This is a genomic window from Asanoa iriomotensis (assembly GCF_016862515.1).
GTDB lineage: Bacteria > Actinomycetota > Actinomycetes > Mycobacteriales > Micromonosporaceae > Asanoa > Asanoa iriomotensis.
Map to the genome: position 1 here is coordinate 1 of NZ_BONC01000080.1, position 20,295 is coordinate 20,295.

20 protein-coding genes are annotated in these 20,295 nt (G+C 72.1%); 5 read left to right on the forward strand and 15 right to left on the reverse strand.

What is annotated here, in order from left to right; genetic code table 11:
• Window positions 1–68: 68 nt before the first annotated feature.
• Window positions 69–1,376, reverse strand: coding sequence for a hypothetical protein (locus tag Air01nite_RS35110; RefSeq protein ID WP_203707692.1), 1,308 nt, complete (start codon window positions 1,374–1,376; stop codon window positions 69–71).
• Between the two features lie 2 nt (window positions 1,377–1,378).
• Entirely contained in the window at window positions 1,379–2,428 is a 1,050-nt protein-coding gene (locus Air01nite_RS35115; RefSeq protein ID WP_203707693.1) for an NAD-dependent epimerase/dehydratase family protein, read from the reverse strand.
• A 72-nt stretch (window positions 2,429–2,500) separates the two neighbouring features.
• Here Air01nite_RS35115 and Air01nite_RS35120 point away from each other — a divergent pair, with 72 nt between their 5' ends.
• Genes Air01nite_RS35120 through Air01nite_RS35135 form a run of 4 tightly spaced genes read left to right on the forward strand, consistent with a single transcriptional unit; the run spans window position 2,501 to window position 5,368 of the window.
• Window positions 2,501–3,160 carry a glycosyltransferase family 2 protein gene (locus Air01nite_RS35120; protein ID WP_203707694.1) on the forward strand — a complete coding sequence of 220 codons (660 nt, stop codon included), beginning with the start codon at window positions 2,501–2,503 and terminating at the stop codon, window positions 3,158–3,160.
• Window positions 3,157–3,804: a TIGR04282 family arsenosugar biosynthesis glycosyltransferase gene (locus tag Air01nite_RS35125; protein ID WP_203707695.1), complete on the forward strand. Its 648-nt coding sequence runs from the start codon at window positions 3,157–3,159 to the stop codon at window positions 3,802–3,804. The genes Air01nite_RS35120 and Air01nite_RS35125 overlap by 4 nt, the downstream gene beginning before the upstream one ends.
• Window positions 3,801–4,952 (forward strand): molybdopterin-dependent oxidoreductase, encoded by a 1,152-nt coding sequence (locus Air01nite_RS35130; RefSeq protein WP_239091184.1) that lies wholly within the window; start codon window positions 3,801–3,803, stop codon window positions 4,950–4,952. The genes Air01nite_RS35125 and Air01nite_RS35130 overlap by 4 nt, the downstream gene beginning before the upstream one ends.
• Before the next feature lie 5 nt (window positions 4,953–4,957).
• Window positions 4,958–5,368, forward strand: coding sequence for a hypothetical protein (locus Air01nite_RS35135; protein WP_203707696.1), 411 nt, complete (start codon window positions 4,958–4,960; stop codon window positions 5,366–5,368).
• On the opposite strand, the gene Air01nite_RS35140 is transcribed toward Air01nite_RS35135, so the two are convergent.
• Complete coding sequence (locus Air01nite_RS35140) at window positions 5,357–6,574, reverse strand: alcohol dehydrogenase catalytic domain-containing protein (protein ID WP_203707697.1); 1,218 nt, start codon at window positions 6,572–6,574, stop codon at window positions 5,357–5,359. The genes Air01nite_RS35135 and Air01nite_RS35140 overlap by 12 nt on opposite strands.
• A 180-nt stretch (window positions 6,575–6,754) precedes the next feature.
• Here Air01nite_RS35140 and Air01nite_RS35145 point away from each other — a divergent pair, with 180 nt between their 5' ends.
• Entirely contained in the window at window positions 6,755–7,612 is an 858-nt protein-coding gene (locus tag Air01nite_RS35145; RefSeq protein ID WP_203707698.1) for an alpha/beta fold hydrolase, read from the forward strand.
• On the opposite strand, the gene Air01nite_RS35150 is transcribed toward Air01nite_RS35145, so the two are convergent.
• The 12 genes from Air01nite_RS35150 to Air01nite_RS35205 all read right to left on the reverse strand — a co-directional run bounded on the left by Air01nite_RS35150 (window position 7,590) and on the right by Air01nite_RS35205 (window position 20,287).
• Window positions 7,590–8,930 carry an FAD-binding oxidoreductase gene (locus Air01nite_RS35150; RefSeq protein ID WP_203707699.1) on the reverse strand — a complete coding sequence of 447 codons (1,341 nt, stop codon included), beginning with the start codon at window positions 8,928–8,930 and terminating at the stop codon, window positions 7,590–7,592. The genes Air01nite_RS35145 and Air01nite_RS35150 overlap by 23 nt on opposite strands.
• Window positions 8,931–8,953: 23 nt before the next feature.
• Window positions 8,954–10,537, reverse strand: coding sequence for a Na+/H+ antiporter (locus Air01nite_RS35155; RefSeq protein ID WP_239091185.1), 1,584 nt, complete (start codon window positions 10,535–10,537; stop codon window positions 8,954–8,956).
• A 112-nt stretch (window positions 10,538–10,649) separates the two neighbouring features.
• Window positions 10,650–11,174: an FUSC family protein gene (locus Air01nite_RS35160; protein WP_203707700.1), complete on the reverse strand. Its 525-nt coding sequence runs from the start codon at window positions 11,172–11,174 to the stop codon at window positions 10,650–10,652.
• 25 nt (window positions 11,175–11,199) lie between these two features.
• Window positions 11,200–11,613 (reverse strand): OsmC family protein, encoded by a 414-nt coding sequence (locus Air01nite_RS35165; RefSeq protein WP_203707701.1) that lies wholly within the window; start codon window positions 11,611–11,613, stop codon window positions 11,200–11,202.
• A 12-nt stretch (window positions 11,614–11,625) separates the two neighbouring features.
• Window positions 11,626–13,017, reverse strand: a complete 1,392-nt coding sequence (der, locus tag Air01nite_RS35170) for a ribosome biogenesis GTPase Der (RefSeq protein ID WP_203707702.1) — start codon at window positions 13,015–13,017, stop codon at window positions 11,626–11,628.
• Window positions 13,014–13,682, reverse strand: a complete 669-nt coding sequence (gene cmk / locus Air01nite_RS35175) for a (d)CMP kinase (protein ID WP_203707703.1) — start codon at window positions 13,680–13,682, stop codon at window positions 13,014–13,016. The genes der and cmk overlap by 4 nt, the downstream gene beginning before the upstream one ends.
• A 46-nt stretch (window positions 13,683–13,728) precedes the next feature.
• Window positions 13,729–14,454, reverse strand: a complete 726-nt coding sequence (locus Air01nite_RS35180; RefSeq protein ID WP_239091186.1) for a pseudouridine synthase — start codon at window positions 14,452–14,454, stop codon at window positions 13,729–13,731.
• Window positions 14,441–15,286 (reverse strand): SMC-Scp complex subunit ScpB, encoded by an 846-nt coding sequence (scpB, locus tag Air01nite_RS35185; protein WP_373310550.1) that lies wholly within the window; start codon window positions 15,284–15,286, stop codon window positions 14,441–14,443. The genes Air01nite_RS35180 and scpB overlap by 14 nt, the downstream gene beginning before the upstream one ends.
• Before the next feature lie 431 nt (window positions 15,287–15,717).
• Window positions 15,718–16,893: a segregation and condensation protein A gene (locus Air01nite_RS35190; protein ID WP_373310549.1), complete on the reverse strand. Its 1,176-nt coding sequence runs from the start codon at window positions 16,891–16,893 to the stop codon at window positions 15,718–15,720.
• 109 nt (window positions 16,894–17,002) lie between these two features.
• Window positions 17,003–18,220 (reverse strand): RNA-guided endonuclease InsQ/TnpB family protein, encoded by a 1,218-nt coding sequence (locus Air01nite_RS35195; protein WP_203707705.1) that lies wholly within the window; start codon window positions 18,218–18,220, stop codon window positions 17,003–17,005.
• A 57-nt stretch (window positions 18,221–18,277) separates the two neighbouring features.
• A complete protein-coding gene (locus Air01nite_RS35200) occupies window positions 18,278–19,207 on the reverse strand; it encodes a ParA family protein (protein WP_203707706.1) in 930 nt (309 codons plus the stop codon).
• A gap of 114 nt (window positions 19,208–19,321) precedes the next feature.
• Window positions 19,322–20,287 (reverse strand): site-specific tyrosine recombinase XerD, encoded by a 966-nt coding sequence (locus Air01nite_RS35205; RefSeq protein WP_239091187.1) that lies wholly within the window; start codon window positions 20,285–20,287, stop codon window positions 19,322–19,324.
• Window positions 20,288–20,295 lie beyond the last annotated feature (8 nt).

Sequence of the window (20,295 nt, forward strand, 5' to 3'; positions counted from 1 at the left end):
TCCACGAGACACCCCCTAACCCGGTTCGACACCGCCCGCGGCCAGGCGCCGCGGGCGGTGTCGTGCGCTCACCAGACGGTCAGCAGCAGGTGGTTGACGGCCAGCGCCGTGAGGGCCTGTGCCACGAGCCACGGCCGCCGGGTGGCGGACGGCAGGAGGGCCGCGCCGGCCGGCAGCCAGACGAGGAACGGCAGCCAGATCCGCTCGACCTCGGCCTTGCTCATGCCGGACAGGTCGGCGACGAGCATGGCGACCAGCGCCGCCAGCGGCAGCAGCGCCCACGGCGGTGGACGCCGGACCAGCAGCCGCCGGGACACCGCGACCATCGCCGGCCCCGCGGACAGCGTCGCGCACGCCAGGTTCGCCCACACCCAGTAGGCGTAGGGCCGATCCTGTGCGATGCCCTGCCCGTACCGGATGACCAGGGCTTGATAGCCGTCCCACCACCAGAAACCGGCCGCGGTGAACGCCGCCACGACCAGCCCGGCGCCGGCCGCGAGCCAGCCCAGCGCCGCGAACCGCCCGGTGGCGACCAGCACCGCGAGCACGAGCGGCGCGACCAGCACGAGCCCGTAGGACAGGTAGCACGCGAACCCGAGCAGCACCCCGGCGGAAACCCAGCGCGCCCGGCCGACAGGGCTGGCCAGCAGGGCCAGCCCGACCGCGGTGACGCCCGCGAACAACGCGTCCGCAGAGACACCCAGCCACACGGCCGCGGGCGTGAGCACCAGGAACGGCACGGCCGCCCGGGCCGCTTCCTCCGAGCCGAGGTGCCGGATCGTCACCGGCACCGCGACGGCGGTCAGCGCGCCGACCGCGACGCAGAGCAGCGCCGCCCAGGCGCCGCCCCCGAGGCCGATCCGGTCGAGGCCGACGAACACCAGCAGCGCGCCGGGTGGGTGACCCGCGACGTGGGTGGTCCACGAGTCCGGCTGGAAGTCGACGATCCGGCCGGTGAACCCGCGCAGCATCGCCGGCACGTCGGTCACGCCGGGCACCTCGTGCAGGTACTCGTGAACCGTCGTGAGCCGCTCGGTCAGGCCGCGGTGCAGGCCGTCGACCAGGGCCAGCCCGAGCGTCCACAGCAGAGCGCCGAGGTAGCCCGCGACCAGCAGCCGGCGCCAGCTCAGCCGGGCGGCCAGCGCGGGGCCGTGCCAGATCACGCCGGCCGCGACCAGCAGGGCGACCGGTGTGCCGGGGCCGGTGTGCGGCAGCCACCGCGCGAACAGCGGCGCGGCGAGGCGCACGTCGTGCACCCCGGTCACGCTCGGCACCAGATAGGCGACCACCGCCGCCGCGACGACCAGGAGCGCGGCGGCGCCCGCGGCAACCAGGTCGGCTCTGCGGGTGGTGCGCGCCGCGGTCGCCGTCGCCATCGTCAGTCCCGCAGCGGCGCGTGCGCGAACTCGGCGAGGCCGTCGGCCAGCCCGACCCGCGCCCGGAAGCCGAGCTCGTCGGCCGCTCGCCGGGGCGATGCGACCACGTGCCGCACGTCGCCGGCCCGGTAGCCGCCGACCACCTCCGGTGCCGGCCCGGCGGTCGCCGCGGCGAGCGCGACGGCCAGCTCCCCGACGGTGGTCGGCACGCCCGAGGCGACGTTGTAGACCCGGAAGCCGGGCTCGCCGTCCACCGCGGACAGCGCCGCGAGGTTGGCGGCGGCGACGTCGTCGACGTGCACGAAGTCGCGCCGCTGCCCGCCGTCCTCGAACACCCGCGGCGCGCGGCCGGCGGCCAGGGCCGAGCGGAAGATGGCCGCGACGCCGCTGTACGGGGTGTCTCGCGGCATGCCCGGCCCGTACACGTTGTGGTAGCGGAGCCCGATAGCCGCGGCGCCGGTCTGCCGCGCCCAGACCGAGGTCAGGTGCTCCTGCGCCAGCTTCGTCACCGCGTACGCGCTGCGTGGCTCCGTCGGCGCGTCCTCGTCGACCAGGCCCGGCACCAGCGCGGCACCGCACACCGGGCACGGCGGTTCGAAGCGCCCGGCGGCCAGGTCGGCCGGGCGGCGCGCGGCGGGCCGGACGGTGCCGTGGTCGGCGCACGCGTAGGCGCCCTCCCCGTAGACCACCATCGAGCTGGCCAGCACCAGCCGCCCGACTCCCGCCCGCGCCAGCGCGGCGAGCAGCACGGCGGTGCCGAGGTCGTTGCAGGCCACATACTCCGGCAGGTCATCGAGGTCGACGCCCAGCCCGACCATGGCCGCCTGGTGCACCACGGCGTCGACGCCCCGGACGGCGGCCGCCACCGCGGCCGGGTCCCGCAGGTCGGCCGCGACCAGCGGGGCACCCGCCACGGTCTCGGGCAGTGGTCCGCGGTGGGCCGCCGGGTGGCCGGCGTCCAGCACGCGCACGTCGTGCCCGGCCGCGAGCAGTGCGGCGGTGACGTGCGATCCGATGAAACCGGCGCCGCCGGTGACGAGAACCTTCTGCACGATTTGGACGGTAGAGGATGTTACGACGTGTTGCCGGGAGCAACATCCGTAATGTCGGTAGGTTCTGCCTTCATGACGGACGTCGTGCTGCCCTGTCTCGACGAGGCTGCCGCCCTGCCCTGGCTGCTGTCCCGGATGCCGTCCGGCTACCGGCCGATCGTCGCCGACAACGGCTCGACGGACGGCTCGCCGGAGATCGCGGCAGCGCACGGCGCGACCGTCGTGCGGGTCGCCGAGCGCGGCTTCGGTGCCGCGGTCCACGCCGGGCTGCTGGCCGCCGACCCGGTCGACGGGGTCGTCTGCGTGATGGACGCCGACGGCTCCTTCGACCCGGCGCAGCTCCCCCGCGTCGCCGACCCGGTCCGCGCGGGCGAGGCCCGGCTCGTCCTGGGCCGGCGCCGGCCGACCACCCGGGGCGCCTGGCCGTGGCACGCGCGGCTGGCCAACACGGCGCTGGCCCACCTGCTGCGCCGCACCACCGGCTTTCCCTTGCACGACCTCGGCCCGATGCGGGCCGCCCGGCGGGCCGACCTGCTCTCCCTCGGCCTGCGCGACCGGCGGTTCGGCTACCCGCTGGAGATGGTCGTCGGCGCCGCCCGGGCGGGCTGGTCCGTGTCCGAGGTCGACGTGGACTACGCGCCGCGGGCGGCCGGCACCCGCTCGAAGGTGACCGGCACTGTCCGCGGCACCGTCCGCGCGGTGCTCGACATGTCCCGGGTGCTCGCCCGATGAGCGCGACCCAGCTTCTGGTGTTCGCGAAGGCGCCGGTGCCCGGCCGGGTGAAGACCCGGCTCTGCCCGCCCTGCTCGCCCGACCAGGCGGCGCTGGTGGCCGCGGCGGCGCTGGCCGACACGCTCGCCGCGGCGGACGCCGCTCCCGTCGCCGTCCGCACGCTCGTGCTCGACGGCGCCCACTGCGCGCCGCCGGCCTGGCGGACCGTGCGGCAACGCGGCAATGGTCTGGCCGAACGCCTGGCGAACGGTTATCTCGACAGCGCCATGCCGGGTCACCACGCGCTGCTGATCGGGATGGACACACCGCAGGTGACCCCGGGCCTGCTGGGCACGGCGGTCCGGGCGCTGGCGACCGCGGACGCGGTGCTCGGCCTGGCCGAGGACGGCGGGTGGTGGGCGCTCGGGCTGCGCGACCCGGCCGACGCCGCCGCCCTGCGCCGCGTGCCGATGTCCACACCGGACACCGGCCGATCGACGCTGGCCGCGCTGCGCCGGCGCGGGCTGCGGGTCGCGGCCCTGCCCGTGCTGTCCGATGTGGATACGGTCGCCGACGCGCACCGCGTGGTGGCCGCGTGCGCGCCCGGCAGCGCGTTCGCCGCCGCGGTCGCCGCGCACGTCCCGGTGGCGGTGGCCGGCCGGTGACCGGGCTGCGGCAGGGACCGTTCGCGCCGGGCGCGTTCCCGTCGCGCCTGCGCTCGCCGTGGCTGACCAGCCGGCTCGGAGTCGCACTGGCGGTGGCGTTCACGATCTGCTTCGGCACGGGACTGCTCGACCACCTGATCCAGCACCCGCCCGGCTGGTTCAGCTGGCCGACCGACCCGGTCTGGCTGTTCCGGGTGACGCAGGGCCTGCACGTGGCGACCGGGCTCGCGATCATCCCGCTGCTCGGCGTCAAGCTCTGGTCCGTCTACCCGAAGCTGTTCACCTGGCCGGCGCTGCGCGGCCTGCCGCACGCCCTGGAACGGCTCAGCATCCTGGTCCTGGTCGCGGCCGCGCTCTTCCAGATCGTCACGGGCGTGCTCAACATCGCGCTCTGGTACACGCCGATGCACTTCTACTTCCCCAGCGCCCACTACTGGACGGCGTGGCTGGCCATCGGCGCGATCGTCACCCACATCGGCGTCAAGCTGCCGGTGATCCGGGAGGGGCTGTGGCGCTCGCGCGGGGACGGCCGGGGCGGTGGCGGCGGGCTGTCCCGACGCGGCCTGCTGGCCGCGACCTTCGGCGCCGCCGGGGTGATCACCCTGGCCACGCTGGGCCAGACCGTCGCCGCGCTGGTGCCGGTCTCACTGCTCGCGCCGCGCCGCCCGCGCGTGGGCCCGCAGGAGCTGCCGGTGAACCGCAGCGCCACGGCCGCCGGCGTGCTGACGCTCGCGGTAGATCCCGCATACAAGCTAATGATTCTCGGTCCGTCGGGAAGCAGGAGTTTCACCGTCGCCGAGTTGGCGAGCATGCCCCAGCACACCGAGTCGCTGCCGATCACCTGCGTCGAGGGTTGGAGCGCCGACGCCGTGTGGACCGGGGTGCGCCTGAACGACCTGATCGCGCTGGTCGCACCGCCCGGCCGCTACGAGGTCGAGGCCGAGTCGCTGGAACGGGTGGGCATCTACCGGATCACCGTCGTCGACCCACCGCACGCCGCGGACCCACGCACCCTGGTCGCCCTCCAGCTGCGCGGCGAGCCCCTCGACATCGACCACGGCTACCCGGCCCGCCTGATCTCGCCCAACCGACCGGGCGTGCTCCAGACCAAGTGGCTGTCCCGCCTCACCGTCCGGCCCGCACCGTGAGGTGGGTGCGTGGCGGGCTCGTGGTCGCCGGGCTTGGGCTGATGGCCTACGCGGTCTACGGCGCGGCCGGTGACCCGGAAACCGACGCCTGGGGCCAGCTCGCCTTCCTCGCCGCCGTGGTGGTCGCGCACGACCTGTTCTTCGCCCCGATCGTCATCCTGCTCGGTTTCGTCCTCGGCTGGACCCTCCCCGCGCCCGCTCGCGCCCCGGTCCGGGTGGCCGGGCTGATCAGCGTCGCCCTGACGCTGATGGCGTTGCCGTTCGTGCTCGGCTTCGGCCGCACGCCGGACCTGCCGTCGGCGCTGCCCCTGAACTACACCCGCGGCCTGCTGGTCTTCCTCGGCGTCGTCTGGGGCGTCGCGCTGCTCTGGGCCGTGGCCGCACTGCTAGGCGCGCGGTGGCGGTCACGCGGCTGACGGCGTCACCGCCACCTTGAGCCAACCCGGGCTGCGCCGGTCGAACTCGTGGTAGCCGGTCAGCACGTCCGTGAGCGGCTCGTGCTGCGTCAGCATCCGGCGGGTGTCGACCGCACCCTGCTCCACCATGGACAACAGCCGCGGGATGTAGCGCGGATGGTTGCCATTGCCCATGTTGATTTTGAGGTTCTTGTTGAACGCCGTGCCGATCGGGAAGAACCGGTCGGACGGCGGGTACACGCCGACGATGCCGAGCGTCCCCGCCTTGGCGAGACTGTCCACCGCCCACTGACCGGCCTGGATCGACGCGTCGCCCGGCGTCCAGTTGCCGTCGTGCGCGTTGGTCACCGGTGCGATCGCGCGCAGCTCCTCGAGGTGCTCGGCGTCGTGCGCACGCGCGTCGGCCGCCGCGGGGCCGGCCTTGGCGCTCTCGCCGTCGACGCCGACCGCGTCGATCGCGCGGTCCGGGCCGATGCCCAGGGTCAGCTCCAGCAACGCCTCGACCGGGTCCTCCTCGTCGAAGTTGACGATCTCGGCGCCGAGCTCGCGGGCCCGCTCCAGCCGGTCGGCGTGATGGTCGACCGCGATCACCCGCGCGGCACCGCGCCCGAACGCCGACAGGATCGCGAACTGGCCCACCGGGCCGCAGCCGAACACGGTCACCACGTCGCCGTCGGAGACGTTGGCGATCACCGCGCCGAAGTAGCCGCTCGGGAAGACGTCGGCGAGGGCGATCGCCTGGTCGTCGGAGACCGAGTCGGGCAGCGTGAACATGTTGGTGTGCGCGCACGGCACCCGCACGTACTCGGCCTGGGTGCCGTCGAACGAGCCGCTGTCCGCGGTCGCGCCGTAGAACGCCGTGCCCGCGCGCCGGCCGGCCGGGTTGATCTCGTCGCACTGCGCGAAGTACCCGGCCCGGCAGTACACGCACGAGCCGCAGCCCAGGACCGCGGAGAGCACCACGCGCTCACCCGGACGGTGGTTGCGCACCCCTTGGCCGACCTCCTCGACCACGCCGACCGCCTCGTGCCCGAGGATCGTCCCCGGCCGCACGCCCGGCGCCGTGCCACGGACGAAATGCAGGTCCGTGCCGCAGATCGCCGCCTCGGTGACCCGTACGATCGCATCGCTCGGTGTCTCGAGCTTGGGTTCTGCCACGTTGTCCAAACGGATGTCACCAACGCCGTGGAACACGACGGCTTTCATCGTCGACCGCCTCCCGGTTCGAGTCGGCCAGACACGTCGACGACCGACGGGATGGGCCGAGCGCGCCTGGACCCGTCTGACTCCACCCTTCCACGACTGCCGCGCCGCTTCCGGTGTTTAGGCTGTAAGGAACGCCCCCGGTTTGCCGCCCCACACAGTCGAGCCGGAGGAAAGCAGCCCATGCCGACCTATCTGGAAACCGAGAACAAGACCACGACCGCCGCCGACGGCATCACGTACGCCTATCGCGAGGCCGGCGAGTCCGACGTGCCGCTCGTCCTGCTGCAGCATTTCCGCGGGAACCTCGACGACTGGGACCCGGCGCTCGTCGACGCGCTGACGGCGCACCGCAAGGTGATCACGGTCGACTACGCCGGCGTCGGCTCCAGCACCGGCAGCACCGCGGACAACATCGACCAGATGGCCCGCGAGATCACGTCGTTCCTCACCGCGCTCGGGCTCGAGCGGATCGACCTGCTGGGCTACTCGATCGGTAGCTTCGTCGCGCAGCGGATCGCGCTCGAGCGGCCCGCGCTCGTGCGCCGCCTGGTGCTGGCGTCAACCGCTCCCGAGGGCGCGGAGGGCATGTTCGGCTGGGCGCCCGAGGTGGTGTCGGCCGTCGGCACCAAGGAGGGCAGCCCCGAGGGCTACCTGTCGGTGTTCTTCAGCGACAGCGACAACAGCCGGGCCGCCGGCCAGCAGACCTTGCAGCGCATCTACACCCGCAAGGCCGGCCGGGACGACCCGGTCGACTGGGAGACCCTGGTCGCGCAGTACGAGGCCGTGGTGCGCTGGGGCAACCCGGACCACGCCGCCCTGCAGCGGCTCAGCGCGATCGACATCCCGGTCTTCGTCGCCAACGGCGACAGCGATCCGATGATCCTCCCGCGCTACAGCCACCTGGTGGCCGGGCTGCTGCCGCACGCGGACATCAAGATCTATCCCGATGCCGCGCACGGCTTCCTGTTCCAGCACTTCCGCGAGTTCGCCGACGACGTCGACGATTTCCTGGAGGTCACTCCCACCAGCCCAGCGTGACCCCGTCCGGGTCGTAGCGGCGGCGGACCTGGCCGAGCCGCTCGCGGATGTCGTCGGGCCAGCACGAGTCGACCCGCTGCCGCGTGATCGGCTGGCTCACCAGGTTGATGTTGTTGACCGGCGAGATCCACGGCGCCGCGACGCTGTCCCAGCGCGCGGCCTCGGCCGGCGCGGCCGTGTCGAACAGCTCCGGCTGGCCGGAGATGAACGCGGTCACGTAGTCGTTCTCACGGCCGCCGACCGCCGAACCGCCCGGCACGTCCTGCCGGGTGGCGCCGCCGAGGTGGCGCATCTCGCTGGCGAAGAACGGCGAGTCCGCGCCCACCACGTCGAGGAACGCGGTGGCGAGGCCCTGGTCGACCCGCGCGAGCATGTTGCCGTGCACGTAGTACGGGATCGGGTCGGGCGGGTCGTTGTGGATCGTGCCGAGTTGCGTGGCCGGCAGCTCACCCAGCATGTCCGCGTAGATCGGTGCGGCGGCGCGCAACGGCGCCGCGAGGCGCTCGCCCTCGGCCGGGTCGCCGGGGAACGCGAACCGCACGCCGAGCAGCCGCCGGCCGCGCATCCGCTCCGGCACGTTCGGCAGCGGCGGGTACGTCACGGCCTGCACGCTGGTGGTCACCCGGGAATCGGCACCGTCGGTCCAGTCGATCCAGGACCGCAGCATCCGCTCGATGTGTGGAGTGTCCACGAAGAACGATCCACCGTAGACGGACGTCAGCTCGACGAGGCGCACCCGCATCTCGGTCACGACGCCGAGCCCGAACTTGCCTCCGCGCAACGCCCAGAACAGGTCGGGGTTCTCCTCGGCGGTCGCCTCGACCACCTCGCCCTCGCCGGTGACCACGGTGAAGCCGGTAGCGTAGTCGGAGCTGAAGCCGTAGTTGCGGGCCAGCGGGCCGACCCCACCGCCGAGCAGGTAGCCGGCCGCGCCGACATCCGGTGACGACCCGGTGATGGGCGCCAGGCCGTGCGGCGCCGCCGCCTGGACCACGGACCTCCAGCGCACCCCGGCGCCGATCGTGGCGATCCGGGCCTCCGGGTGGATGTCCAGCTTGTCGAACCCGCTGGTGTTCAGCAACAGGCCGGAGTGGATGGGCGCCTCGGCGCCGTGCCCGGCGCCCTGCACCGCGATCCGCATGCCGGTGGTCCGGGCGAACCGGACGGCCTCGACGACGTCGCGGACCGACGTCGCGCGCGCCGCGAGGTCGGGCTCCGGCGAGAAGGCCAGGTTGAAGCCGGCCACCGCGTCGGCGAAGCCGTCGTCGCCGCGCTCGTAAACCGCTCCGCCGATCCGCTCGGCGAGGATTGAGGTCATGGAACTCTCTCTCCTTTCGGGTGTTACGCGTCGCTCCGTGGCGGCCCCAACAGGGCCAGCTCGGTCACGTCGAGCGACGCCTGCAGCTCGCGCATGACGATGTCGTCGATCTCGCGGCGGTCGCGCATCGCGGTCACCGCCAGGCGCTCGTGCTCCAGCACACCGAGTCGCAGCCGGCGCTCCAGCTGCTCGGCGCCGGTCAGCTCGGAATGGCCGTCGCCGCGGCGCGCCTCGTCGGCCGCGGCCTCGTAGTCGGCCCGGACGCGGTCGGTCAGGTAGGCGGGCGCGTGCAGCGAGCGGGCCACCGCCGGCAGGGCGGCCAGACCGGCCTCGGCCGCCCGGACCCGGGCGTGCCGGGCCTCGTCGATCCGGGCCCGGTCGCTTGACAAGCCCGCCCAGCGGACCACCATCGGCAGCGTCAGACCCTGCACCAGGATAGTCGTCAGGATCACCACCGAGGTCACGAAGACGATCAGGTCGCGATCCGGGTACGCGGACCCGTCCGGCAGCACGGACGGCACCGCCAGCGCGGCCGCCAGCGAGACCGCGCCGCGGAAGCCGGCCCAGCCGTACGCGGTGCGCACCTTCCAGTTGAGCCGCCGGGTCCGCTGGATCGCGCGCCGGTCGAACACGCGGATCACCCCGGCCATGAGATGGATCCAGACCAGCCGGGTCAGGATCACCACGGCCGCCGCGGCGAACGCGATGGCGACCGCGCGGCCCATCTGGTCGTTCTCGATGCGCCGCGCGGCGGCGGGGATCTGGAGGCCGACGAGGACGAAGAGGCTGCCGTTGACGACGAAGGTGGTGATGTTCCAGAAGGCGAACGCCTGCACCCGGGACCGGGCGCTGATCACGCGCGGTCCCACGTACGAGAACAGGAGCCCGACCACCACGACGGCGACCACGCCGCTCGCGTGGATCAGCTCCCCCACGAAGAACGCGGCGAACGGGGTGATCACCGACAGGCCGCCCTCGCGCAGCGGGTCGTCGATCCGCCGCCGGATCCGGATGAGAATGCCGCCGGTGGCCAGGCCGGCGATCACCCCGCCGACCACCGACCAGACCAGGTCGCCGGTGATGTGCAGCAGGCTCGGGGCCGAACCGTCGGTCAGCATGCCCAGCGCGACCGCGAACAGCACGAGCGCGGTGCCGTCGTTGATCAGGCTCTCCGCGCGCAGCGTGGTGAGGTTGCGCCGGGGCATCCGCTTGGCCAGGCCGGCCACCGCCGCGGCGTCGGTCGGTGCCAGCACCGCGCCGAGGATCCAGGCGGCCGCGGCGGCGACCCCGATCGCCTGCAGCGAGTACGACAGGACGACCATGGTTACGATGACCAGCCCGATCGCGGACAGCAGGATGACCCGGATGTTCGCGCGGATCTCGCGCAGGCTGGTGTTGAGGCTCTCCCAGTAGAGGATCCCGGGCAGGAAGATCAGCAGCACCGCCGACGCCGGCAGCCGGATGTCCGAGAGCTGGGGAATGAGGGCCAGAATGCCGCCCATGATGATCAGCAGCACGGGTGGGGCGACGCTGTAGCGGCGGCCGATGGTGGTGCCGACGATGACCGTCGCGCCCAGCGTGACGATCACGAGCAACCCTGCCAACACCGCTTCTCCCCCCGTTGGAGCGGCCTAGCCACATCCAGAATGCCGCGAACCGGGCGCTCACAAAATGTGATCTCGCACAGGTCCGGTCCGACGGCTCAGTGCGGACCGGACCTCAACGGAGGTGGGGGTGGATTAACCGAAGGGAGAGCCAGGCGGTGGCGACGCCCACGATCACGCCGATCACCGTGTCCGCGAGGCGCAGGATCGGCTGCTGCCACGGGTCCAACGGGGAGATCGTCGCCACCACCAGCACCACGGCCGTCGTGATGGCGGCGGTCGTCGCGTCGCCCCGCCGGCCGATCAGCAGCCCCACCAGGCTCGACACGCCGATCAGCAGTGCGAACGCCCACAGGTGGAACGGCAGGAACACGAGGTAGACGAGGCAGATCACGAAGCTGATCAGCGTGGCGGACATCCGGGACAGGCCCGCCGTGAGGCTCTCGCGGAACGTGGCCCGGCTCACGAAGATGGTGGCCAGCGCCGCCCACATGCCGCCGAGCAGGTCGCTGTCGCGGCTGTCCACGTACAGGCGGGTCAGCACGTCGCTGACGAGCCAGAAGGTCAGCGCGCAGGACAGGCCGAGCACCGTGCTCTCGACCACGGCCACCCGCACCTGCGTGGGTGTGGGCGCCGGCATGCCCGCAGGCTACCGCCGGGATTCCTTACGAGGTCAGGGTTTCCGGAATCTCGACGTCTACTGTGGTCTGCTCGCGCAGCGCGGTGCTGACCGTGCAGTACTTCTCGTGCACCCGCTCGGCGACCGCGCGGAACACCGGCTCGGCCTCCGCGTCGTCGGGCGGCAGCGTCACGTCGTACGTCATCGTGATGGGTCCGAGCTTGTTGGGCTTGACCTTCTCCGACTCGAGCACCGCCGCGAGCCGGGCCAGCCGGTGGTGGCGCTGCGCCGTCAGCGGCTCGACGGTCACGATGTTGCACCCGCCGAGCGCGGCCAGCAGCAGCTCGACCGGCGTGAAGTCGGTGCCGTCCGCGGTGCCGAACCGGATCTCGGCGCCGCGCCCGTTGCGGGCGACGTATCCCCCGTCGTCGGTCCGCTCGACCTCTACGTGGTAACCCATCGCGTGATCATGTCACCCGTGCGCGCGACCCCGGCCGCCCGGGCCGGTCTTCTTGCGCGGCTTGACGGTCACCTCGACCGGGCTGCCCTCGAAGCCGAACTCCTCGCGCAGCTTGCGCTCGACGAAGCGCTGGTAGCCGGCGTCGAGCGGGCCCGTGGTGAACAGCACGAAACGCGGCGGCCGGGTGCCCGCCTGGGTGGCGAACAGCACACGCGGTGCCCGCCCGCCACGGACCGGGTGCGGCGTCTCCTGCACGAGCGCGGTCAGCCACTGGTTGAGCTGGCCGGTCGGCACCCGGGTCTCCCAGGACGCGAGCGCCCGGCGCAGCGCCGGGGCCAGCTTGTCGACCGCGCGGCCGGTCTTGGCCGAGATGTTGACCCGGATGGCCCACGGGATCCGCTTGAGCTCGCGGTCGATCTCGCGCTCGAGGTGGTAGCGGCGGTCGTCGTCGACGAGGTCCCACTTGTTGAACGCGATGACCAGCGCCCGGCCGGCCTCGACCACCATCGTCAGGATCCGCTGGTCCTGCTCGCTGATCGGCTCGGCCGCGTCGAGCAGCACCACCGCGACCTCGGCCGCCTCGATCGCGCCCGCGGTGCGCAGGGACGCGTAATATTCGGTGCCGCTCGCGTGGCTGACCCGCTTGCGCAGGCCGGCGGTGTCGACGAGCTGCCAGGTCTCGCCGCCGATGCCGACCAGCGAGTCGACCGGGTCGACGGTGGTGCCCGCGACCGAGTCGACGACCGCGCGCTCCTCCTTGGCCAGCTTGTTGAGCAGCGAGGACTTGCCGACGTTGGGCCGGCCGACCAGGGCCACGCGGCGCGGGCCGCGCGGTGCGTCGTCGTCGATCCGCGGCGCCGGCTCGGGCATCGCGTCGAGGATCAGGTCGAGCAGGTCGCCGGAGCCCCGGCCGTGCAGCGCGGAGACCGTCTGCGGCTCGCCGAGGCCGAGCGACCAGAGCGAGACGGCCTCCATCTCGATCGCGTTGTTGTCGGCCTTGTTGGCGACCAGGATCACCGGCTTGTTGCTGCGCCGCAGCATCTTGACCGCGGCCTCGTCGACGTCGGTGGCGCCGACCGTCGCGTCGACCACGAACAGCACCACGTCGGCGGTCTGCACGGCAATCTCGGCCTGCGCCGCGATGGCCTTGGCCCGGTCGCGGGCGTCGGGCTCCCAACCGCCGGTGTCGACGACCGTGAACTGCCGGCCGTTCCACTGCGCGTCGTAGGGCACCCGGTCGCGGGTCACGCCCGGGGTGTCCTCCACGACGGCCTGCCGCCGGCCGATGATCCGGTTGACCAATGTGGACTTGCCCACGTTGGGCCGGCCCACGACGGCCACCACGGGCACCGGGCCGGTGTCGTCCGTCGCGAGGTCCACATCAGACAGTTCAGGGGACGTCATGCCGTCACCATCGCGCGCAACCGGGCGACGACCTCGTCGATGCCCATCGCGGTGGTGTCGAGCTCCACCGCGTCGGCCGCCTGCCGCAACGGGTCGGCGGCGCGGGTGGAGTCGAGCGTGTCGCGGCGGGTCAGGTCGGCGTGGGTGTCGTCGAGGGACGCCGCGTTCTCCAGCGACCGGCGCCGGGCCCGGGCGTCGGCGGACGCGGTCAGGTAGACCTTGAGGTCGGCGTCGGGCGCCACCACGGCGCCGATGTCGCGGCCCTCGACCACGATCCGGCCGGCCGTCTCGATCACCGCGCGCTGCTGCGCGACCAGGAGCTGGCGCACCGCGGGCACGGCGGCGACCGCGCTCACGGCGGCGGTCACCTCGGGGCCGCGGATCTCGACGTCGACGTCGACGCCGTCGGCCCGCACGTGCGGCGCCGCCGGGTCGGTGCCGATCGCCAGGTCAAGCTCGCCGGCCACCTTCGCGATGCCCTCGGCGTCGGTGAGATCCACGCCATAGCGCAGCACCGCCCACGTCACCGCGCGGTACATCGCGCCGGTGTCCAGGTACTGCGCACTCAGCGCGGTCGCCAACCGCCGGGAAACGGTGGATTTGCCGGAACCCGACGGTCCGTCCACGGCCACCACGCACCGACCGTTCGCCAACTCGTCTGCCACCGTTCCTCCTCGCGCCGTCAGCACCTATTCTGCCTGGTCGGCAGAATCACTCGGCGACGGCCTTGAACAGCGCCGCGACCTCGGCGTTCGTGAGGCGCCTGGTGCGCCCGGGCTTGAGGTCGCCGAGCCGGATCGGGCCGATGGCGGTGCGGACCAGCCGGTTGACCGGGTGCCCGACGGCGTCCATCATCCGCCGAACGATCCGGTTGCGGCCCTCGTGGATCACGATCTCGATCTGCGCGGACCGGGCGAACGCGTCGACGAGCCGGAACTTGTCGACCTTGGCCAGGCCGTCCTCCAGCTCGACGCCGGCCTGGAGCTGCCGGCCGACCGACCGGGGCAGGGGCCCGGGAATCTCCAGCACGTAGGTCTTCGGCACCCCGTACGAGGGATGCATGAGCTTGTGCGCCAGCGACCCGTCGTTGGTCAGCAGCAGCAGTCCCTCGGAGTCGGTGTCGAGCCGCCCGACGTGGTAGACCCGCTGGTCGACCCGGTCGAGGAACTCGGCGAGCGCGGTGCGCCCCTTCTCGTCGGCCATCGTCGAGACGACACCGCGAGGCTTGTTGAAGGCGAGGTAGACCAGATTCTGGTCGACGATCACCCGCTGCCCGTCGACGTAGATCTCCGCGGTGTCCGCGTCGACCTTGTCACCGAGCTGGGCGACCTTGCCGTCGACCTTGACCCGGCCACGGAAGATCAGATCCTCACAGGCCCGTCGGGACCCCACACCGGCGCTGGCCAGCACCTTCTGCAGGCGCTCAGCGTTCGCCATCTGCCACCTCGTCGACATCGTCCGGAAGGAACGGCGCCAGGTCCGGGAGCTGGTCGACAGAGTCGAGCCCGAGCTTCTCCAGGAACAGCGTCGTCGTCCGGTAAAGGTACGCGCCCGTCTCCGGCTCCGTGCCGGCCTCCTCGATCAGCCCGCGGGACGTGAGGGTGCGCACCACGCCGTCGCAGTTCACGCCGCGGATCGCGGAGATCCGGCCACGGGTGACCGGCTGCTTGTAAGCGATCACCGCGAGCGTCTCCAGCGCCGCCTGGGTGAGCCGGACCGACTGCCCGTCGAGCACGAACCGCTCGACGTAGGCGGCGTACTGCGGCCGGGTGTAGAGCCGCCACCCACCGGCGATGCGCCGCAACTCGAACCCGTGCCCGGCGCTGGTGTAGCCGGCCGAGATCGTTTCCAGAGCCGCCGCCACCCGATCGGTCGGCTGCTCCAGGATCTGCGCCAGCACGATGTCCTGCACGGGCTCGTCGACGACGAGCAGGATCGCTTCGAGCGCACCGCGCAGCTCATCGTCATCGACAAGACCCAACGCCGCGGCTGGTTCCGGTTGATCGGCGGCAACCATGGGTCGCGCATCCTCATCGGATACGCGCGACGGAGCGGGAACGGCAACCTCGGTCGCGCTGCCGTCCTGGGCGGCCTCCCCGGTCCCGGGATCGGCCTCCTGCGCAAGATCAACCAACACGCTGTCCGGCGGCGCCGCATCGGCAACACCCTCGGGCTCCAGCTCCTCCGGCGCGCCGTCGTCCTCGACCTCGCCGACCGCCTCGTCCGCCTGGACGGTATCGGCTTCGACCGCTAGCCCAGGCTCGACCACCGACTCAGGCTCAACCACCGACTCGGGCTCGACCACCGGCTCAGGCTCGACCACCGACTCGGGCTCGACCGCCAGCTCAGGCTCGACCGCCAGCTCAGGCTCAACCGCCAGCTCAGGCTCAACCGCCAGCTCAGGCTCAACCGCCGACTCAGGCTCGACCGCCGACTCGGGTTCGACCGCCGACTCGGGCTCGGCTGGTCCGTCGGACTCCGGGGAGGGGGTGTGCTCGCCCTGCGGCTCGGCGTCCGCGATGCGCTCATCGCTCGCCGGCTCCGCGGCCTGCTCGCCCTCCGAGGTCGGCTTGTTGTTCGGCTCCGAATATTTCGACGCCGAACGTTCTTGGGATCGGGCGCGGTCCCACGGGGGCACCCAGGCCGCGGCCTGTTCCGCCAGGGACGACTCGCGGCCCGGGTCGGCGCCGCTGCGCTCGCTCACTGCTTCTGCTCCTCGGGTTCATCGGCCGCGGGCACGTCGGCCGCCGCCGCGTCATCGGTGGCGGGTTCATCGACTGCGGCTGGTCCGTAGGCCGCAGGTTCGCCGGCCGCCGCTCCATCGGTGGCGGGTTCAACGGCCGCGCCAGGTCCGTGGGCCGCAGGTTCGCCGGCCGCCGCTCCATCGGTGGCGGGTTCAACGGCCGCGGCGGCGTCGAAGGCCGCGGGTTCGCCGGCCGCTTCATCGGTGGCGGGTCCATCGGCTGCGGCAGCTTCTGAGGCTGCGGGTTTGTCGGCGGCCTCGGCCGGGGTGCCGGCGTACTCGTCGACCTTCAGCTCGCCCACCGCGTCGCCGCCGGTCCAGCGGACCGTCAGTTCGCCCAGGGCCTGTACCTGTTCGAAGCCCACCAGGTTCTCGCGGTAGAGCTCCAGAAGCGCCAGGAAGCGCGCCACGACCTCGAGCGTGCTCTGGCAGTCGATCGTCAGCACCTGGAACGTCGCCGTGCCGGAGCGGCGGATTCGATCCCGCAGGATGATCGCGTGCTCGCGGACGCTGACCTTCACGTCGTGGATGTGCGCGATCGACACCATCTGCGCCATCGTCGGCTTGGGTGTCATGGCCTTGATCGCGAGCTTCAGCAGCCGCGCGGGCCCGATGCCGAGGACCAACTCGGGCAGCGCCTCCGCGTACCGCGGCTCCAGCGAGACCGCCCGCGGATAGCGCCGGGCGCCCTCCACCTCGAGCCGCTGGATGTGCGCGGCCGCCTCCTTGAACGCCTTGTATTGCAGCAGCCGGGCGAACAGCAGGTCGCGCGCCTCAAGGAGGGCGAGATCCTCTTCGTTCTCCACCGACGCCGCCGGCAGCAGCCGGGCCGCCTTGAGGTCGAGCAGCGTGGCCGCGACGACCAGGAACTCGCTGGCCTCGTCGAGCGGCCAGTCGTCGCCCATCGCCCGGATGTACGCGATGAACTCGTCGGTGACCGTGCTCAGCGCGACCTCGGTCACGTCGAGCTTGTGCTTGCCGATCAGCGTGAGCAGCAGGTCGAACGGCCCGGTGAAGTTGGCCAGCCGCACGGTGAACCCGGTCGCGGGCGCCGCGTCGGTCGTCAGTGCGTCGGCGGGCACCGACCCTTCGACGACGACGGCGGACGCTTCGGCCGCATCGGGTTCACTCACCGTTCGACCGTAGTCCACCGCCGGAACGGCGACGTTCACGCCCACACCTCATGCACCTTGACTCCCTCCCCTCACCCGAAGGTGGCGGATTCCCGCGGCTGGGACGAGTTCACGCCACTAGCCGTTCGGGCGGTTGACGCTTCACAGGCCGCCCAACGGCAGGGCCTCCACGTCCGGTCACGACCAGCCCGGCCGCGAGAATGTTCTTGGCCGCGTTCACATCCGCGTTGTCCGCATGCCCGCATGCGACACACACGAAGACCGCTTGGCTCTTGCGGTTCTCCGTGGCTACATGGCCACACGAGTTGCAGGTCTGCGAAGTGAACGCCGAGTTGACCTTGACGACGGCGGCGCCGTGGCGGCGCGCCGCGTGTTCGAGAGCTAATAGGAATCCGCCCCACCCCTTGTCCAGGATGGCGCGGTTGAGGCCAGCTTTCTGTCGCACGCCACGCCCCGGCGCGTCGACGGTGCCTTTCGCGCTAGCCGTCAAGTTCTTCACCCGGAGGTCTTCCACAGCGATTAGTCCGAAGGACCGGGCAAGCCGGTTAGCGATCTGCGCGGCGAAATCGGTCCGCCGGAATCGGATACGCGCGTTCAGTCGGGTCAACTCGGCCCTGAGGGCGTCGCGGCGCTTCGACCACCGGGTGCGTCCGTGGGTCCGCAGGGACCGGGATAGCCGCTGCTGGATACGGCGCAGCCTGCTTCGCTCGCCTGGCGTTGCGAACCGCATGTCGTAGAGGTCGCCATCAGAGGTGGCCAGCGCCACTGCCACACCGCGGTCAACACCAACTGGTCGCAGGCCGTTGGGCGCGACTTCGCTGACACCGTCCTCGACGCAGAACGAGATGTACCAGCGTCCGGCCTGCCGACCGACGGTGGCGTTGCGGACCGTGCCGCCGATTGGGCGGGTCCAGCGAAACCGCACCCATCCGAGCTTCGGCAGCTTTGCCCGCCCCCACCGACGATTCAGCCGTTCGACCTTTATTTGGTTCGGATCAGGGAACCGGAACGATGGCTGTGTCTTGGCCTTGGAGCGCCAGTGTACGTTCCACGTGCCGTGGGTCTTGCACGCCTTCTCCAAGTCACGCAGCGTCTGTTGGAGGATGTGCGATGGAGCCTCGGCAAGCCAACCGCAGTCGGGGTCCTTCTTCGCCGCCGCCATCTGCCGAGACTGCTCGTTGTAGTTGATCCACGCTCCCCTGGTGCGGTACCGCCGCCGCTGCTCCAACGCCGTGTTCCACACCGCACGACAAATCGCGCCATATCGTTCGGCTTTGTCCGTCTGTTCTGGCGCTAGCGCGAGCAGGTAGCGACGACCAACCAGCATCGTTCCGCCTCCTGCCGATCGTCGTGGAGCACCCGCCAAGTGCGACCGATGTTTCGATCACCGCTCCGCTTGCGCGGCGATGACCTCTCGGGCTAGCTGACGGTAGTTGCGGGCTCCGGACGAGGCCGGGTCGAGCGTGGTGATCGGCGCACCGGCCACCGTCGACTCGGGGAACTTCACCGTCTTGGTGATCACGGTCTGGTAGACCTTGTCGCCGAACGCCTCGACCACCCGCTGGAGCACCTGGCGGCAGTGGGTGGTGCGGCTGTCGTACATGGTCGCCAGGATGCCTTCGAGCTCGAGGTCGAAGTTGAGCCGCTCGCGCACCTTGTCGATGGTGTCGAGCAGCAGCGCCACGCCGCGCAGGCTGAAGAACTCGCACTCCAGCGGGATCAGCACGCCGTGTGCGACGGTCAGCGCGTTGATCGCCAGCAGGCCGAGCGACGGCTGGCAGTCGATCAGGATGTAGTCGTATTCCTTGCGCACGGACCGCAGCACGCGGGCCAACGCCATCTCGCGGGCGACCTCGTTGACGAGCTGGATCTCGGCGGCCGACAGGTCGATGTTGGCGGGCAGCAGGTGCAGCCCCGCGACGTCGGTCTTGATCAGCACGTCTTCGGCGGTCACGTCGTCCTGCATCAGCAGGTTGTAGACGGACAGGTCGAGGTTGTGCGGGTTGACGCCGAGGCCGACGGAGAGCGCGCCCTGCGGGTCGAAGTCGACGAGCAGCACGCGGCGGCCGTATTCGGCGAGCGCCGCGCCCAGGTTGATGGTCGACGTGGTCTTGCCGACGCCGCCCTTCTGGTTGGCCAGCGCGATGATCCGGGCCGGACCGTGCCGGTCGGCCGGCATCGGCTCGGGGATCGGCTTGCGCATCGTGTAGGCCGCCGGGTCGGCGGGCCCGAGCTCGGCGCCGAGGTCGAGCGCGGACTGCTGCTCGCGGAGCTGCGAGGTCCATGCCTCGGCACGGTCACCGTTGCCAGCCATGTCCCTGCCTACCCCCTCCCGACGTACGTCCCGCGCCGGAGCCCCGACTGTACGCCACGTCCCACCGGCCCCGGGTGCACCATATCGGCGTGTCGACACGCCAAGAAGCGCGTGTCAGCTATGTGCCCGCGGATGAGCGGTGGCGTAGACCTCACGCAGCCGTTCCACCGTGACCAACGTGTATACCTGCGTCGTGGTCACGGACGCGTGCCCGAGCAGTTCCTGAACCACCCGAACGTCGGCACCGCCGTCGAGCAGATGCGTCGCGTACGAGTGCCGCAACGTGTGCGGCGAGACCGCCCGGGACCCGTCGACCGGCAGCCCCGCCACGCCGGCGGCCTTGCGCAGGATGGCCCACGCGCTCTGCCGGGACAACGGCCCGCCACGGGCGTTGAGGAACACGGCCGGACTCCCCCGACCCCCGGCGACCAGCCCGGGCCGCGACCGCACCAGGTACGCCTCCAGCGCCGCGCGCGCGTACCCGCCGACGGGAACGATCCGGGTCCGGCCGCCTTTGCCGTGCAAGGTGGCCGACCCGCCGGTCAGGTCGAGATCGTCGATCGCCGCCCCGACCGCCTCGGAGATCCGCGCGCCGGTTCCGTAGAGAAACTCCAGCAATGCCCGGTCGCGCAGGTCCAACGGACCGTCGCCGCCGACCGACTCCAGCAGCCGCAGCACCTCGTCGACCTCGAGCGCCTTCGGCAGGCGCCGGGGCAGGCTCGGCGGTTTCACGTCGCGGCTCGCGTCGTCGGCGACCAGGCCCTCGCGCACCGCGAACCGGTGCAGACCGCGCACCGCGGAGGTGGCCCGGGCCGCGGACGCCGCCGACAACGGCGGGTGGTCCGCGTCGCCGTCGCGCAGCGCGGCGACGTGCCCGGCGATCTCCGCGGCCGTCGTCGCGGCGAGGTCGGTCACGCCGCGCGCCGCCAGGGTCACGAGATAACGATCGAGATCCCGCCGGTACGACGCGAGCGTGTTGCCGGACAGGCCGCGCTCGACGGTGAGGTGGTCGAGGTAGCCCCGCACCGCGCGCCGCAGCGCCGGTGACGGTTGTGGACCGTCACCGGCGCCGGACGTCACGGTCGCCG